At 59.9% G+C, this 13,873-nt stretch carries 14 protein-coding genes and 1 pseudogene; 11 read left to right on the forward strand and 4 right to left on the reverse strand.

What is annotated here, in order from left to right:
* Positions 1–63: 63 nt before the first annotated feature.
* The 10 genes from RSA25_RS01975 (at position 64) to RSA25_RS02020 (ending at position 5,694) form a co-directional block, all read left to right on the forward strand.
* On the forward strand, positions 64–273 hold the full coding sequence (locus RSA25_RS01975) for a hypothetical protein (protein WP_332807243.1): 210 nt from the start codon (positions 64–66) through the stop codon (positions 271–273).
* On the forward strand, positions 266–511 hold the full coding sequence (locus tag RSA25_RS01980) for a hypothetical protein (RefSeq protein ID WP_332807244.1): 246 nt from the start codon (positions 266–268) through the stop codon (positions 509–511). The genes RSA25_RS01975 and RSA25_RS01980 overlap by 8 nt, the downstream gene beginning before the upstream one ends.
* Positions 504–1,595, forward strand: a complete 1,092-nt coding sequence (locus RSA25_RS01985) for a replication initiation factor domain-containing protein (RefSeq protein ID WP_332807245.1) — start codon at positions 504–506, stop codon at positions 1,593–1,595. The genes RSA25_RS01980 and RSA25_RS01985 overlap by 8 nt, the downstream gene beginning before the upstream one ends.
* Positions 1,577–1,855 (forward strand): single-stranded DNA-binding protein, encoded by a 279-nt coding sequence (locus RSA25_RS01990; protein WP_332807246.1) that lies wholly within the window; start codon positions 1,577–1,579, stop codon positions 1,853–1,855. Before RSA25_RS01985 ends, RSA25_RS01990 begins: the two co-directional genes overlap by 19 nt.
* Before the next feature lie 3 nt (positions 1,856–1,858).
* Positions 1,859–2,110 carry a hypothetical protein gene (locus tag RSA25_RS01995; protein ID WP_332807247.1) on the forward strand — a complete coding sequence of 84 codons (252 nt, stop codon included), beginning with the start codon at positions 1,859–1,861 and terminating at the stop codon, positions 2,108–2,110.
* A gap of 37 nt (positions 2,111–2,147) precedes the next feature.
* Entirely contained in the window at positions 2,148–2,300 is a 153-nt protein-coding gene (locus tag RSA25_RS02000) for a hypothetical protein (RefSeq protein ID WP_332807248.1), read from the forward strand.
* A gap of 133 nt (positions 2,301–2,433) precedes the next feature.
* Entirely contained in the window at positions 2,434–3,417 is a 984-nt protein-coding gene (locus tag RSA25_RS02005) for a hypothetical protein (protein ID WP_332807249.1), read from the forward strand.
* Complete coding sequence (locus RSA25_RS02010) at positions 3,417–3,758, forward strand: phage coat protein (protein ID WP_332807250.1); 342 nt, start codon at positions 3,417–3,419, stop codon at positions 3,756–3,758. The genes RSA25_RS02005 and RSA25_RS02010 overlap by 1 nt, the downstream gene beginning before the upstream one ends.
* Position 3,759: 1 nt before the next feature.
* Positions 3,760–5,067: a zonular occludens toxin domain-containing protein gene (locus tag RSA25_RS02015; RefSeq protein WP_332807251.1), complete on the forward strand. Its 1,308-nt coding sequence runs from the start codon at positions 3,760–3,762 to the stop codon at positions 5,065–5,067.
* 60 nt (positions 5,068–5,127) lie between these two features.
* Complete coding sequence (locus RSA25_RS02020) at positions 5,128–5,694, forward strand: DUF6680 family protein (protein WP_332807252.1); 567 nt, start codon at positions 5,128–5,130, stop codon at positions 5,692–5,694.
* A 661-nt stretch (positions 5,695–6,355) separates the two neighbouring features.
* Here RSA25_RS02020 and RSA25_RS02025 read toward each other — a convergent pair.
* The 4 genes and pseudogenes from RSA25_RS02025 to RSA25_RS02040 form a co-directional block, all read right to left on the reverse strand.
* Positions 6,356–6,862: pseudogene (locus RSA25_RS02025) on the reverse strand (Wadjet anti-phage system protein JetA family protein); the annotation flags it as partial.
* A gap of 1,308 nt (positions 6,863–8,170) precedes the next feature.
* On the reverse strand, positions 8,171–9,169 hold the full coding sequence (locus tag RSA25_RS02030) for an ATP-binding protein (protein WP_332807253.1): 999 nt from the start codon (positions 9,167–9,169) through the stop codon (positions 8,171–8,173).
* Positions 9,169–11,019: a hypothetical protein gene (locus tag RSA25_RS02035; protein ID WP_332807254.1), complete on the reverse strand. Its 1,851-nt coding sequence runs from the start codon at positions 11,017–11,019 to the stop codon at positions 9,169–9,171. The genes RSA25_RS02030 and RSA25_RS02035 overlap by 1 nt, the downstream gene beginning before the upstream one ends.
* Positions 11,016–11,759 carry a hypothetical protein gene (locus RSA25_RS02040; RefSeq protein WP_332807255.1) on the reverse strand — a complete coding sequence of 248 codons (744 nt, stop codon included), beginning with the start codon at positions 11,757–11,759 and terminating at the stop codon, positions 11,016–11,018. The genes RSA25_RS02035 and RSA25_RS02040 overlap by 4 nt, the downstream gene beginning before the upstream one ends.
* Positions 11,760–12,616: 857 nt before the next feature.
* Between RSA25_RS02040 and RSA25_RS02045 the strand changes: the two genes are divergently transcribed.
* Positions 12,617–13,771 carry a hypothetical protein gene (locus RSA25_RS02045; RefSeq protein WP_332807256.1) on the forward strand — a complete coding sequence of 385 codons (1,155 nt, stop codon included), beginning with the start codon at positions 12,617–12,619 and terminating at the stop codon, positions 13,769–13,771.
* The last annotated feature ends 102 nt before the right edge of the window (positions 13,772–13,873 follow it).

Below are 13,873 nucleotides of genomic sequence, written 5' to 3' on the forward strand. Positions count from 1 at the left end.
TCTGGTGTTTCTGGCGGTAAAGGGTTTGCTTGCCTACATCCGCCACCGCAAGGGACGTGCGCTGTGAGCGCCGTCCTCTGCATCGTCTCTTTGGTCGGCGCTTGCATGGCGCTCGCGTTCGGTGCGGTCCGCTTCGGCGGGGCGCTGCTGGACTACCTCGCAGACCGTCGATCAAGCGTCGTTCGCGGCGAGAACTACGTCGCCCTGGCACGCGCCGAGCTCGCCCAGCGAACCGCCCGCGACCTCGCTCGTATCGAGGCGCGGAATGTCTAACGCCGCGTGGTCCATCATCAGCGAGCTTCTCCATGGTGAGGCGGTGTTTATCGCCCTCGGGTTGCTCGCGACTACCGTCCTTGTCGGCGCTGCATGGCTCGCGGTTATTTCGCGCCCTGTTCTGCTCGATAGCGCGTATCAGCGGCTGTGGTGCCTGCCGCATTGCGTGCCCGGTCACTGTTACTGCCGCCGCACCTGCGCCTGCGTCACTCAGGGCGAGGTGCAGCCCCGTGACTGATTCCGCACGCATGCAGCTTGGAGAGAGTGAATTTTGGGCGCGCGGTCGCGCTGCGGCTGAGTGTGCTACTCGCGTAGCACAGCAGTTTTTACCGGCTGGGCCGGTGGAAAGTCGCGAAGGGGCAGGGCAGGTTGGCCCGGGGAGTAACACGGGCCAAAAGTGTCAGCAGACCGCAATTATTGACTACCTGACACTTGTGATGCCCCAAACCGCTGTTGAGGACTTTCGTTGCTCCAACATTGAGCTGCTGCTGTTCAAGCTGTTCGGGTTCCGGGGTGAAGTTCGCGCCGGTCCGCTTCGCGAGAAGAACTGGAATTTCTACACCCTGTCCGCCGTCTTGATCGACCGCGAGGGTGAGCTTGTCGGGCGCATCGGCGCTGGCGGCAACAAGGAAACCATCTGCGTGAGCCTGACCGGCGCAGGCTGCAAGTGGGTGAAGAATTGGCGCACCACCTACAAGGCTTCCCAGCAGTTGCGCGCCAAAATCAGCCGCGTTGATTGCGCCCACGACGACTACGAAGGCACCCGCCTGGACGTGCATGCGCTCCGTGAGCGCGCCGCCGCTGGTGATTTCTGTGAGGGTGGCTGTCCGCCCAAACACCGCTTCATGTCCGACGAAGGCCACGGCACCGGCTCGACGCTCTACATCGGCGGTAAAGGCCATAAAGAGCTTTGCGTCTACGAAAAGGGTAAGCAGTTGGGCTTGCCGTCTTCGCCATGGGTGCGCGCAGAGGTGCGGCTGTACGGCAAGCACGTTGACGTGCCGCTTGAGGTGCTGCTCAACCCCGGCGCGTATCTGCGCGGCGCGTACAGCGTCATGCGCGAGCTTATCCAAGGTGTGTGCACCCGCCTTAAGACGATCCGCAAGCAAGTCGAAGTTTCTGCCATGGCCGCAATCAAATGGTCCCATCGGGCCGTTGGTCCTTGGCTCAATGTTCTGCGCGGCGCATATGGCCACTCGTGGTCGGACGTCGCCGAAGCCCTCATCCTCCGCGACGGTCACCCCGGAAGGTTCAGAGGTATCGCCAAGGGTGACGCCCTACACAAATTCGTGAGAGAAGAACTATGCCCATCTGCCGCGTAAAATCCGCCGCCGTCGAAGAAGAGCACAACCAGAAGACCGGCACCATCATCCGTTCCCAGATGGTCGGCCTCGACCTGGGCAACGACTTCGAGCTGCCGTTCCGCGTTGGCCTCGGCAAACGCCCGGCCTATCCGGCTGGCGAGTACGACATCGACCCCAAGTCTTTCGCTCTCAGCCCGTACGGCGATCTGACGCTCAAGCGTTACGTGGACCTGATTCCGCTGGTGGCCAAGTCGGCCCCGCCGCCGGTCAAGGCCTAAGCCATGGGCCTCTGCGTCGCATTCACTGAGAACGGGACCGTCGTGCCCACGGGGCAACCCGTGGCCGAGTGCACCGGCTACGTGCTGCTGAGCGGGGCAGAGGCTTCCACCGTCGCCTTGATCGCTGAGGCATTCGAAATTCCAGACAAAGAGGTGCTGGCAACGTGGGCGGCTGGTCCGTTCGGGTTGATCGTCTTCCTCTTCGTCGTCGCGCGGATTGCCGGTTCCGTCGCGGCGGTGTTCAACAAAGCATGACCGGCATCAACCTCAATCACAGAAAAGGAGATTCACCATGGGCGGTAACGGTATCGATTTCAGCAACATCCTCAGCGGCCTGGACGCGTCCACCGCCACCCTCGCCGTGCTGGGAGCGTGCGCGATCATGGCAGTGGTCGGCTTCGCGACCTGGGGCGGCAAGAAGGTCGCCGGGTTCTTCGGCAAGTAAGTGAAGCGGGGGAGGGCGACCTCCCCCTTTTCATTTCAGGCCAATGGAAAAGGAGTTTCGTGATGATTGTCTGTCTGTTCGCCGGATTCATCAGCGCGCTCTGCGGCATCGCCGTCGCGCTGGGGCTGGCTCAATGATCCGCGTCATCCTCGCGCTGCTTCTGGTGATTGCAGGGGCCGTTGTGCCGCAGACTGCGCATGCCCAGCAGGGGTCGCAGGAGTGCGACGATTTTGAGGACTGGTGCGACGAGGGACGGGCGTATCAGGTTGCCCTTGCCAGCGCGAACGAAGTAGGTCCGTTCCTGTGCAGGCCGAGTGTCAACTACCCCAACATGAGCTACTACGGCCCGAAGCTCACCCCCTCCTACTCGCAGTCCGGCAACTCTTTCAGCGTCGCCGTGAACTGTCGATCCGGCAACACCCTGTATGTCGCCATCCCGAAATACTTCATGCACTACTTCATCTACATGTGCAGTCAACGGGCGACGGAGTTCAACTGGAAGGGTGGTCCAACGGCTGGATCGGTCAACGTCTGCTATGAGGGCTGCATGTACCGCAGTTCGCTCGATGTGGAAGCCCCTAGCGGCCATGCCTACGACCCGACCGGTTCCACATGTGGGGCAGGGGATGCTCCAGAGCCTGTGCCGGTGGACGAGGAAGAAGAAGAGGAAGAGGAAGAGTGCGATGAGGGCGAGAAGGAAGTTGGAGGCATCTGCGTGCCCGAGGAGGGCGGCGGCACAAATCCGGGCGAGGGCGGTGGCACCGATCCGGGGGAAGGTGGCACTGATCCCGGCGAGGGTGGCACGGACCCCGGCACCCCCGGTGACTGGGGTGGACCGCTTTACACCCAAGAGTATTCCACTGGCGACGTTGGCGAGGTTCTGAACAAGTTCAAAGACCGCGTTGCCAAGTCGGACATTTTCAAGGCCACAACCGGCTTCTTTGTGATCAACGTCGGCGGCGCATGCCCGGTGTTTGAGTTGGCCGCTAGCGACTACTGGCAGGCAATGACGCTCGACGTTCACTGCGGCGGCGAGTTCGCCGAGATGCTCTCCCTGATGGGATGGGTGCTTCTTTCGATCGCTGCCTATCAGGCGGCCAAAATTGCGTTGATGTGATGAACCTACTTCTGACCCTCATGCACGCCGGTTGGCTTGGCGACCTCGGCGAGTTCTTGCGCAAGCAGGTCGAACGTCTTTGGGACGCCATCGTGCTGTTCTTTAAAGACCTGGTCCTCTTCGCCATCGATCAGTCCCTTGAACTTGTAGCGCTGGTGCTTGAAATGCTGCCAGTGCCGGAGTTCTTGGAGCAGAACAGCCTCAACGCGATGCTCGGCAAGGCCGGGCCGGTCGTTGGCTGGTTCGTGGAGACCTTCCAGGTTGCCGAGTGCTTCGCGCTGATTTCGGCGGCGATCACCTTCCGAATGATGCGCAAGATACTGACGTTGGGGAAATGGTGAGATGCTCGTATTCAACGAAGGTGTGCCGCGTGCCGGCAAGAGCTATGACGCGGTAAAGAACCACATCCTGCCCAATCTCAAGAAGCGACGCCGCGTGTTCGCGCGCCTCAACGGCCTCAGCCACGAGCGCATCGCCGCATACCTGGGCATGCCCTTGGATGAGGTGCAGGATCTGCTTGTGCTGGTTGACACCAAGGACGTGTCCAAGCTCTTCGCTTGCGAGAAGGACGCTGAAACCGGTCAGTGGTGCATCCCGGATCAGTTCAAGGATTCGCTCGTCGTGATCGATGAGGTCCACGAGTTCTATGTATCCCAGCGCCTGCCGTTGCCGGATGCTGTCGAAAATTTCTGGGCGCTGCTGGGCCAGAACGGCGGCGACGCGGTAATCATGACGCAGTGGATCAACCGCGTGCATCAGGCGGTGCGCGCTCGCATCGAGCGCAAGAACGTGTTTCAGAAGCTCACCGCAGTGGGCCTCAAGTCGCGTTATCGGGTGACGTTCTGGCACACCACCAGCCCCGGCAAGTACGAAAAGGTCGGCGGCAAGACCGAGAAGTACGATCCGGGCATCTATCCGCTCTACCACGGCTATGCGGTGGGCGCGGAGAATACGGAGGTCTACGATGAGGGCGGGACCAACGTGTGGCGCGCCATGGCCCTGCGCGGCGTCCTGTTCGGCGTGGTCGGCCTGATGGGGGCCTACTTCTTCATCAGCTTCTTCTTCAAAGGCGGTCCAGCGGGCGAGGGCGCTGCAAAGGCGCAGGCCGTGCCGGGGGCGAGGGCGGCAGGCCCAGCCGCGGCGAACCCCGCGCCGGCCATGCCGATGATGCCCAAGGCAGCGCCTCCGCCCGACCCGCTTGCCGGCATGACCATTGAGCAGCGATACGTGGCCGAGCTGACCAACGTCAACCGCATCCGGCTCGTGTTCCGGGCCAGCATGGGTGAGCGCCAAGTCGGCATGGTCGAATGGGTGGATAGCTCGGGCAACACCGCCGATCAGCTCACTTTCGACCAGCTCATTGCCATGGGGTACAAGGTCAAGGTGGCCGTGTTTGGCGTGACGATCAGCGCCAGGACATACGAGTCGGTCGCTACCGCGTGGCCTCGGCAGGCACCGCGACGAGAGCCTGAGGCACGCCTATACCGGTTGGACCGCGAGAACGGCGGCGCTGAACCTGCGAGCGCAGCGAGTGGGGGCGGCGTCGGCGTCCGTGCATCCACCCCGTCTGGCGGCACCATCATCGGCGTCGCGAACCGTCCGATGGCCACGTTCCCGGAGTCCGTTCAAAATCGCTATAGCGGCAGCTAGCTTGCAAACTGTCCAAATTTCCTATCTCCTTGAGCCAATTACGACTACAGGGGGTAGGCGATGATCGAACCAACCATAAGCGATGGCCTAATCGTGGCGGCGACCTTGTTGGGGCCAATACTGGCCGTCCAGGCGCAGAAGTATCTTGAGCGTCGAACTGCAGCCCACGGGCGAAAGAAGGTACTTTTTGAAATGCTTATGGCCACCCGAGGCTCTCGGCTGGCTCAGGAACACGTGCGTGGGCTGAACATGATTGAGGTCACCTTCTACGGTGAATCCGAGAAGCGTCGAAAGATAGGAGAGCGGGACGTTCTTGCGGCTTGGAGGGAGTATCTTGACTTCCTCTCTGAGCGGAACGAAATGACCCCTGAGGTTGCTAGCGCTCGGCGCGACGAACTCTTCGTCAATCTGTTGGAGAAGATGGCAACCGATCTAGGCTACCAGTTTGATCGAGTTCAGCTCAGAAGGGGCGCATATTCTCCCGTCGCACATGGTCTGCACGAGAGCAAGAACGAGGACTTGCGTGATGCCGCTCTCGCGGTGTTCAGCGGTGATCGCGAGTTGAAAGTTGCATTTTCTGATCGCTCACCCGCAGATCCGGCTGCTGCACCGGATGGCGGGGGGTAGGGGCGTCGCCCCTACGGTTAACGCTTCATCCGCGCTTGGGGCGTCGTGGCCCACGCGACATGTGGACCACATTTGAAGGCTCGGCGCCGGCACCGGGGTCACCCATGCCCAACCGCCGTTCTCTACGAATTGTTGCACGCGCCAATGGTCGTGACTTGCAAGTTATTGATCTACAAGGGCGCATCAACTCGAATGCACCAGATTTCTGCATGGCTCAATGCCGCAAACACGGATATCGATCCACGCAATGCAGCGAACTTGGCGCATAAGCAACATCCTGCAGCCATCTTGGGGCATCGGCAAAGAAATGCAGTAACACATGATGCATTGGCAATGCGGTCGGGCGTGCCTAGTACTTGGTAGATGCGACCCTCATCTGAGCGTCCCCGGTCACCGGTACCTGCCAGCGTCTCTTGTCGCGGCGGGCCGGAGGCCGTTCATCGTGAGGGCAAGCGCGACTCAATCGCTTCCTGTTCAATACACCTCTCATCAAGCCCAGCCACCAAGTCTGGCCAGCCAGCACGCATCGCGTGTCGCACCACAGCGGACTTCGTCGCAGGCTCTGTCTCTTGGTTCTCAATGGAGGGCGGAAGTTCCCTAGGATCCATCAACCATGGCAGGAGCTGATGCGTGGCAGGGACAATTTCTCTAATGCGGGCGGCTATTCGGAAGCCGCCAGCGTCAATATCGCCCCAGTGGAAGATCTGGATCGAAGGCGAACATGCTTCCAGTATCTTGGAATACGCACTCGCCCAAGCAGGGGAGGGCATTCCGCCCGTGTTCGAAGCTCGCTGTAGTCGGCAATGAAAAGCCCTTGCACGTACTCTTCGAAGAATCCCTTTACGAATTCCTTTGCGGTTGATCTACGCAAGAGCTCTTCCATGACGTCTTGAACCTTGCAGGCGGTGTTGACGATATGCGCCATGCATTGCTTGGCCTGCCTGGCGGCTTCCACGAACTGTTCTCCACCAGCCTCTCCGCTGTGGACCGCCTTGAGGTTCAGCAGGATGGATCGGAACTTGCTGCCAAGGAGTTCCTGCTCTCGGGTGGCAAAGTCGCAGAGGATGTTGAAGAACTGCGCCACGACAGGCCGCACCGTGAGCATTTTCACTGCGCCACGCCTTCGCTCAGACAGCCAGTCAGTCTCGACGAGCTTGTTGGCGATCTCATTGGCCCTAACCGGAACGCGCTTATGCCCGTGTCAATCCGATCCATCGCGGTCACAAGGGGCGGCGGCCCTACAACACTGTGCGTATCCGAGGATCTGAGTCCAACACCATCAAGCCGATAGGAGAGGGCCGCCGATACCGGTGCGGCAAGCTGTCACCCTCGGTGCCGCACGCCACGACCATCATCCCTTCTGCGTAGGCCCTGCAGAGCAGAGCATCGTGGACCCTATGAACCAGTGTGGTGGTCGTGCGATGAGTTGGCGCGTCATCAATGTCGCCATGTCTATCGTAGGCCTCATTCATCCGGAGCAGAAATGCAGCTTGCACAGGGTGCAAAAGCTGAGGTTGGAGTATCAGTACCGCGAAGACCCCACGCCGCGCAGGGTCGATCGGGTTCTCGCTACCCAGAGGCTCGGGCAACCCAAGGCGGACGTGGTCCAACATTGAGAGCCGAGGTACGCCGGACATCTTGGCCACGTTAACTGAGATGTGCCCAAATGCCGGGAATTGGGAATCAACAATGGACACCGCCCGACCGAGCGCCAGACTCCCAAGTTCGTGCGACGTGTGAGGTGTTGTTGTGCGTTTACTGATGCAGTAAGACCTGACATTTGTATGGTGTGACTTGGGCCGGTCTCGTAACCACGGTGGAAGATCAATCAATCGGCCAAGCTGTTCCCGGCTAATCGAGACTCCAGGTACAAAAATCACGTGTGCACTCTTCCTCGCATGACCGCACCACTCCAGGTAGGCCGCCTGCATCTCTGCCGAACGCCGGGCTGCGACGCGCTGCAGAGCCGATGCCGACTCGTTGACCAGGTCAAAACCGCAGACACAAGTCAACAATCGCATTCCAGATCTCGCGGATGTGCACGGCTCCTGCCCGCAGCGCGGGCAACCTACGCGCAGACGCGTTCGGTGCCATGGACAAACGTCAATCCAGGGCAGTTGCTGCAAGATCGAATGAAAGCCCAGCCTGATGCACGCAAGGCAATAGCGAAATCGCGAGAATAAGGTCTCGCTCGGAATGCTGGTCTGAAACGGATACCATTGCGCCGGCTCCCACTCTGCAGGCCGCGCCATACCGAGCGCACCTGCTAGCGCCTCCTGTTGAGCGCGAGACGTTGACAGTGCATGCAGCAGGGTCTGAGATGTGCCTGTCTTGATGCCGAGAAGCTCCTTGTACTCAGCAGGAACTCTGACCTGGTTCAGGCGTGCCAAGCGGACTGCACAGCCGAAGGCCGATTGATAAGGCACAAGGCTCAGATCATCACCAACCAATGATCCGCGGAGGAGGGGGGGGGCGCTCATCGTGACGACCTGCGCCTTGCACTCTCAAAGCCGATAAAGCCACTACGCTTTAGGGCAGTGTCAATGTCATCCTCGGCAAGGGCCATAAATTCAGCACGTCCGGCTGCGACCTTAGTCAACAGATCGAACACGAAGGCGTTGAAGGAAACCATGAGCCAGTCCCTGCTCATCGCATACCCGTGCGTTGCACAGAGCACTTCAATGCGCCGCCTTATCGCATCGGTCTCTTTCTCCAGTCGCCAACCGGCGCTATAGGCTAGCGGTGCGAATGCCTCTGTATAGGTCGGGCCCGTGATCTCAGGCCACCTCATTGATTGATCAAACTCTCGAAAAGCTAAGGCGACATCGCAGGCATCCTGGTCAGAATCCTCCGGCGGGATCGTCCAGAGCAACCCCGTGAAGTCGTGGCTATCAACAAAGAACCTTCCATACAGGTGAGGCGGTGCCGCCTTGCCGAGATCATCAGCACCCTCGATCTGGCTGTCGCTTTGGTGGATGAACAGGAAGAAGGGCTGGACCACGCTGCCCAAGAAGTGGTTCTGCAGCTTTGCGAGGTGCTCGTAGTCCTTTAACGTGAGGTTCTCGGCTGTATCGATCGCCAGCATCACCACCTCGGCCGCAGAGCGGGCTGCCTCTTGTTCAAAAGCACGGATGATGCGCAACAGCAAGTCTTGTGTGGTGGTGATCCGCGGCACCTTCATGCCCAACCCTAGGGCTACTTCCCGAAAGAAGTTCGCCTCACTGGCGACGGCTGGCCGTCCAACCACCATACGAAGGAAGCCGCACGAGAAGGGGCGCCACGACGTTGTGTTTTCCAGCATCAATGTTGCAGTGGACTTGCCTGCACGCCCATCGCCAATGACGCGCAGGCTGGGCCGGCCATACTCAAGGCAGACTGACGTGGCCAGCGCCAGGCGGACCACCGGCAACGTCTGGATCGTCGGGCGAACCCGTTGACTCATTGGGTGGGAAGAGAGAGGCATGAGATTGTTCATTAGCGGAGCCTCATGGTGGTGAGACCCTGACGCACCCCCTTCAGAGGGGCCTCAATCTCCAGCTTCCGAGTCTGAGGAGCATTGGGAACCTCGCCGGCGGCGAGCCTCGCGCCGGGGTCTTTAATGCCCGTAGCGGCTTTACGAACCGCGTCATGGTAGGCGCGCACATTGTCCATGACGTCAAACGACTCTTGATCCTTCGCCTCGGGATGCTTGGCCCATCTTGCTGCGCGAAGCCTGACGGAGAGCGTATGGGCGCATTCCGAGTAAGGCGGCATGGCGTGCAGGGTCACCATCCGCTTTCCATCCTTCCACCAGAGCGTCAGCAACCGGACGTCCTGCCAGTCCTCGTAGGTCGCGTCAAACGTTTTGCCAATGAGATCCCATTGACCGAAGAGCTTGGGTGAGCGATAGCGGGCATGGTTAAGATAGACGACGGGTGGAATGCCCTTGCCTTGTGATCCCCGTATCGTCACGCGCTTCCGAAAAACTGTCATCTGACGGATGTTCCGCGCTGCTCCCGGCGCATGCCAAACCCACGCGCCGCTGGCGAGATGCTCGTCAATCAGGCGTTTAGGTGACCTTGGCTCACGTGTAGACCGGCTCGTTACGTTATATGCCGTAACGTAAGTGTCCACAAGGTCCTCAAAGACCTCCAGAAGGACAGGGTAATCCTTGCCCTCCAAGGTGCTCGTAATCTGCTTCTCATTGATATCTGTAGCGGGCGAATATCCACCTGCGACATAGCGGAACAGGCCATCTTCGATCCTCTTGAAGAAGGCCTCAATGTGGGGTCGGCCCTCTCCCATGCCAGAGCGACCGAAATGCAAGATCCCCATGTGATGGTCCATGACGTTGTCCACGCTTTGCTTGGCCAAATGCGAGGAATCGTTATCCATGGCTACCATGGTGCTGCGCATCACTGTGTTGTCAGTCAAGTACGCTGAGGGCATCCAAGCGTTTGGCGAGTACTGCATCTCGCTCTGGCTCAGCTCTCGCGGCACCCATGGCGCCATTGCCTCAGCGAACAGTGCGAGCACGTCATGCCGGTCGTACTTCCGACCAGTGACAACACGCCATCCGAGGACGGCTCCACTACCTACATCAATGATCGCAAGCAGCCATATCTGACTGATTTTCTCGAATCGCAAAGATCCATCAGCCATCGGCATGGCGACCCATGCGTCGATGTCGATCACATGCTCATCGTACTCGACGCGATCAAAGGGCCGAATGGTAAGCAGGTGCTCGATCCGGGTAGCGCTCGGGTCCTCTGCAAGGTTGGCAGTCATCTCTGCTTGCCGCGCTCCCCTGAGCCTCTTGATGTACTGAATCAGCCGCCGACGCCCTTGGTCGCCAGTGTTTAGGGGATACATCGTTCCGTAACCCTGGTGGCCGAGTACTTTGGTGACTTGTCTGTGTAGTCGATCGAAGCCTGGACTACGCTTCGTCTTGGTTGGCAAAGTTCCCCGGAAGCTCTCGACGAGCTTTCGAAGCTCCGGAACGGCGCTGAGGACGGCGTCAATGGCAAAGGCGTGCGGACTGGCCGGGACGATGGCAGCTTTCCGCTCTGACTGATTGAAACGCATGTGTGGCACGCATGCCCGGTATCCGATTCTGGCGTGCGCTTCATCGAGAAGGCACGCGTTGGCAATCATTCGGGACACGGTGTTACGCGGAACACCCCAGCGCTTGGATGCATCCTGGACTGTCGCGCCATCCAGACAGCTGTCCAACGCCGCCACTCGAGCGCGAAAGGCTTCGCGATCTTCTGGGCGAACCGATGCTTCATCAGGCTTCGCGGTGGCACGGATAGCATTGCTATCTTCGATGGTGACCCTGCTGCTCATCCTTCCGCCCTCCACACCCGTGCGCGGCCAGACATGCGTGGATTTGCGTCTGTGGAGAGATATCCAATGTGCAGTAGCTCTACCAGGGCGGCTTGGACATGTGTCTGCGGGAAATGGCCCAACTCTCCAAACAGCTCATTGGCCGTGATACGCCCGCTCCGATTGACGACGGCCGCGACCTCGTTCCTGAGAATCAGGGCACTGCCGAGATCGCGGGCGGACTGACAGATGCCCAAGAGCTGATAGCACAGCTCGGTTCTACCCTCAGGCCTCTTAAGCTGGTCCTCCGTGATGAGTTTGAGCGCGATCGACGCATCCCGGGCGGCCGCCTGGAGGCGATCTAGTTGTCGGGGGCGGCGCTGGCCGTCGGTACCCGGTACCGTTTGCGCGTTTGGTACTACCAGAGCGTAGAACTCACTTCCGCCTACGTACTGCCACCAAAAGTGAAGCTCTACTTGTTCGGTGCCTACGGGGATGGAGCGGGGGCGCTCGGTTGCTGCGGCCACCACCGGATCGAATTCAAGCTGGAGTCGGAGAGCCAGCTGCAGAGGTCCCAGCACACTGACTCGGCGGTCTTCTTTGGGGCTGAAGAACATGAAAACATCGTCGCGCTTGATCTGACTTGCGGAAAGCTCGCGGGCCACCATGGGCCGGCGCTGCCCGTTGTGGAGCGGCTGAGCCACTTCTGCAGATCGGAGGCCTTGGAATGGCAAGAGGGTGTTAAGGGGATCCGTTTTCATTTGCGGCTCCCTTGGCAGCGGGAACGGCGGACGGAATCTACGCAGGCAGAGGCGCGCGCGCAGCGATGGGGGGCTCCCGCCCTTGTTGTGGCGAAACTCGCAAGCATTCGTCGACTTCCATTTGTGCCCAGTAATGGGCGCCAGGCGGGTCCAAAGCGGACCGGCCGGAAAGGGGCGGGCACGACGTAGTGTCCGACTTGGCCAGATGGGCTTCGGAGACGCACGGGTGCCCGAGCAAGCAGCCAAGCTGCTTGACACGAAGTCGGAATTGAGGGAGCCTACGAATGTAGGTCGTAGTGCTTCGCCATCTCTCGCTCCGGCGAGAGACAATCGCCTCCGTTGACGCGGGGGCGATTTCGTTTCCGTAGTCCGGAGTTTGTCTATCTTGGGGCTTCAGAGACCTCCATGATTGTCACTAACGGCCTGGATTGGCTCCGCCGGCCTTCGAACTCAGCCGCACCACGGTCGCCTGGTGTTCCTCGCTACCTGCTGCGCGCACTGCCGTGCCTGCACCAGACTTCGCGCTAAAGCGATTCAAGCCACGCGGCAACGTCTCGTGTTCTGGCAAACTATCCTCGGCGACCCGGAAGGGGGAAGGTGCGCACCGGCACAAGGTTCCGCTGGACTGCTCGACCGAAGGCACGACCATTCACGAAGCCGAGGTTTCTCTGCAGATCACTTCCCCCCATGAGCTCCCCGTGGCGCTCCAGCAGCTCCTGCATGCAATTGGCGGCACTGGACGGCACCGAGGTCTGGTCGGGCACAACTGCACCTCTTTCGACAGTTAACGTCAATGATGCACAATTTGTATCCCGCGAAGGGGGATTTTTTAACCCCCCAAAAAACAATCCAAGACTATGCCGCCTGGAAGAGTTGCCATTGACGGTGCCGAAGCTGTACGCAACTCCATATGGGCTTGGCTAGTTCGACAACAACAGGGACAGAGCCTGACCTGGGACGAAGCCGACCAGGCGCTGCTTGCCCGGGCCGGCCTACTTGGGCAAGGGGGTGCGGGAACACGCCCCAGGACGCTGTATCGCTACTTCAGCACGGGACAAGACCCGGCAAGTCTTGCTGATGGAAAACTGGTCGATACCGTTCATGGCGACCCACGCTTCTGGGTCGCAAAGTGGGCGTATGAGCACCCCATCTGGAAGATCAGCGGACCACTGCAATGCACACCCGAGCAATTGATCGATGTTCGTCGCACATTGATGGAGCAGCTTGGACTGCATCGCCCAACTGTGCTTGAACGATTGGTAGCCGCCTACCACGAGGTTCCAGGCTTCAGTACATACGCACCGAGTCAGTTGGACGTGGTGGAGTCCATGTACAACCTCGTGGAGGGCGGCTGCTTGGATGCTCTTGGCGTGTGCGCCTGCAACTACCTACTTGCGCTGGATTGCGGTCGGCTCGAAGCGGCTATCGGGCACCGAGAAGTCCTGCGATGGGGCGTGGCGCGATTTTGCACTACACGCAGACTTCGAAAAGACGCTAGCTACGCCTTCAGCATGTTGGTCGAACAACGGATCATCCGGCGCCGGCATGGCGCGCTACCGGCGAAGTTGATTGGGTACCCACTCGGCCAGGCTGCACAGCCACTTTGCTGCCCAGATTCTGAGGACAATACGTCGCTTACAGATGACCTGCCGTGCATGCTTCCTGTGGCCCCCTGCAGCAATGAAAGCCACGAGTTCTTTGCCCAATTTCCCGCCCACCGCCTCAAGTTTGCGGACGCGCTGGCGCTGACAGATGTTGTTCTGCCTCAACTTAGCGAACAGGAGAGGAAAGAACTGTCGTTTGACGGATTGAACATAGCCGACGGCTTAGAGACGTTGCTTGATGTTCCCGAGGACAGCTGTGAAGCCGAACTCGCGCATCTTCATCAGTTTAAGCACATCAACGAAGCCTATGCTCACCTGGCTAACTTCCTGCCCCATCCGCCGAACACTCGCTCCCGCTACTCCCGCGTCAGTACCGCTGCCGCAATGATTGTTCATCGCAGCGGCTGACCGATCCCGTGAGCCGAAGTGATTGCATCGCCTTTCACCCGCATGAGCAGTGGCTCCCCAAGACTGGGGCGACCTCGTTTCTTGCATTTTGAACATGCGCCA

Source organism: Stenotrophomonas sp. (assembly GCF_036662295.1).
Classification (GTDB): domain Bacteria; phylum Pseudomonadota; class Gammaproteobacteria; order Xanthomonadales; family Xanthomonadaceae; genus Stenotrophomonas.

Bases quoted from the DNA above. Each gene is read 5' to 3' on its own strand.
- RSA25_RS02020 (WP_332807252.1), top strand. From the start codon at position 5,128: ATGATCGAACCAACCATAAGCGATGGCCTAATCGTGGCGGCGACCTTG.
- RSA25_RS02005 (WP_332807249.1), top strand. From the start codon at position 2,434: ATGATCCGCGTCATCCTCGCGCTGCTTCTGGTGATTGCAGGGGCCGTT.
- RSA25_RS02030 (WP_332807253.1), bottom strand. From the start codon at position 9,169: ATGAACAATCTCATGCCTCTCTCTTCCCACCCAATGAGTCAACGGGTT.
- RSA25_RS02035 (WP_332807254.1), bottom strand. From the start codon at position 11,019: ATGAGCAGCAGGGTCACCATCGAAGATAGCAATGCTATCCGTGCCACC.
- RSA25_RS02000 (WP_332807248.1), top strand. From the start codon at position 2,148: ATGGGCGGTAACGGTATCGATTTCAGCAACATCCTCAGCGGCCTGGAC.
- RSA25_RS02045 (WP_332807256.1), top strand. From the start codon at position 12,617: ATGCCGCCTGGAAGAGTTGCCATTGACGGTGCCGAAGCTGTACGCAAC.
- RSA25_RS02040 (WP_332807255.1), bottom strand. From the start codon at position 11,759: ATGAAAACGGATCCCCTTAACACCCTCTTGCCATTCCAAGGCCTCCGA.
- RSA25_RS01990 (WP_332807246.1), top strand. From the start codon at position 1,577: ATGCCCATCTGCCGCGTAAAATCCGCCGCCGTCGAAGAAGAGCACAAC.
- RSA25_RS01980 (WP_332807244.1), top strand. From the start codon at position 266: ATGTCTAACGCCGCGTGGTCCATCATCAGCGAGCTTCTCCATGGTGAG.
- RSA25_RS01995 (WP_332807247.1), top strand. From the start codon at position 1,859: ATGGGCCTCTGCGTCGCATTCACTGAGAACGGGACCGTCGTGCCCACG.
- RSA25_RS02010 (WP_332807250.1), top strand. From the start codon at position 3,417: ATGAACCTACTTCTGACCCTCATGCACGCCGGTTGGCTTGGCGACCTC.
- RSA25_RS02015 (WP_332807251.1), top strand. From the start codon at position 3,760: ATGCTCGTATTCAACGAAGGTGTGCCGCGTGCCGGCAAGAGCTATGAC.